General features: G+C 52.2%; 2 protein-coding genes. Both read right to left on the reverse strand.

Annotation, left to right across the window (positions count from 1 at the left end):
• Positions 1–91: 91 nt before the first annotated feature.
• Complete coding sequence (locus B0F88_RS19095) at positions 92–721, reverse strand: DUF2239 family protein (RefSeq protein ID WP_104425527.1); 630 nt, start codon at positions 719–721, stop codon at positions 92–94.
• A gap of 185 nt (positions 722–906) precedes the next feature.
• Positions 907–1,299, reverse strand: coding sequence for a YybH family protein (locus B0F88_RS19100; protein ID WP_104425528.1), 393 nt, complete (start codon positions 1,297–1,299; stop codon positions 907–909).
• Between the last annotated feature and the right edge of the window lie 196 nt (positions 1,300–1,495).

Consider the following 1,495-nt stretch of genomic DNA (forward strand, 5'->3'; position numbering starts at 1 on the left):
TAATAAGCCAGCTTTCCGACTACGACCGGGCTTGTCCAACAACCGGTTCAGATTGTGGCTCGCTATCGCTCACACAATCTAACCTTATTCGTTAGAGCGCGCATTCAAGTTCTTCACCCTTGACGGTGGCTGCTTCGGCGAGGGATAGCGCATGGTTACGAACGTCGTCTGGCCACTCTTCAGCAAACTCCTGTAGTCGGCCAAAATCGCAATCGAACAACGCACGTGTGGCTTCTTCAAAGCCAATGCTGTCCCCCGCCATCACATTCATGAAACGGTATGCGGCTTCTTGGGCTTGACGTAACCTGTCTACTTCTTTGTTGGAGCGCAGAGCTTGCTCGACAAGTTTCCGTAGCGCTACGGAAGCGCCTCCTGGTTGAGTTGCAAGCCACTCCCAATGCCTCGGCAATAGCGTAACTTCCCGCGCAGTTACACCGAGCTTGGGGCGTCCAGCCGTTCGCCCCGACGACGTTGGTATAGCGGTATCAGGTGCGGGTTCCTGACTTTGTATAATAGGCAGGTGCTTAAGAACCGCAGATAAGGAGCCACGAAGGTCAATTTCTACAGGGAAACTTGTCTTGGCATCAAATACTAGGACGTTGTCGGTGGCATGAGAATCAACAAAGTGTTTAACGTCGGTAGCGACCACCCGTGGCGCGCCAGACGCGATGCGTTTGCCTTGCGAGAAGGCGATCCATAATGTGTGTTCGGTGATATTCATTTTGGGGTACCTCGAAAGTTGAATTGCGCAATTATATCCGGGTAATATTTGTCTCGTCAATATTACCCGGATTAAATAACTATAGAGATTTCCCCGTAGATCGCACCGATTTTCGCTCTAACGTTTGAGATGAGAGGCTTGACCCGGCTTGCCGGGGCAAGTCCTCTCGATTGAAGGGTTGGGCGTCATTGGGCCAGGGCTAAAAGGTTCGCATCGCGCACCACCGCCCACGAGCCATGGGCTTGCTTTCTAAGGATGGACATGGCGCTGCCAGTTCGTACCACAGGCTTGCCACCGGCCTTAGACGTGATTTGTACTTTGAGCACACTCCAGTAATAAGCCAAGGTTCCAGAGACTTCTATCTCCTGGATTTCACATATGGATTCGATGCGGTGCGAAGCCAACAAAGCTCGCAGCCCAGCTTCGAAGGTACTTCGACCTTTCATTGGTGGCTGACCGGCCACGAGGAAGACAACATCTTCTGTCATGAGTTTAAGTACGGCTTCGACATCACCTGCGGCCGTAGCGGTGTGCCAAGTATTCACAAGATTGCGAATGGATTGCTCATCAGTGCTCATGTCTCGTTCCTTCTATGACGCCCAACGTAGAGCTAACCGGGCGCGGCCCGGAAAGCTGAAAAATAAAACCGCATTATAACCGCGCTCCGGTTGAGCGCCATGTTGGACGAAGCCGCTACCGCGGAGAACACCCCGCTGAACAGCCCCCGATAAAACAATTAAAATTTAACCTCAAGCCCTCATCAGAGGGATCGTT

Origin of the sequence: Methylobacter tundripaludum (assembly GCF_002934365.1) — a bacterium.
Taxonomy (GTDB): Bacteria; Pseudomonadota; Gammaproteobacteria; order Methylococcales; family Methylomonadaceae; genus Methylobacter_A; species Methylobacter_A tundripaludum_A.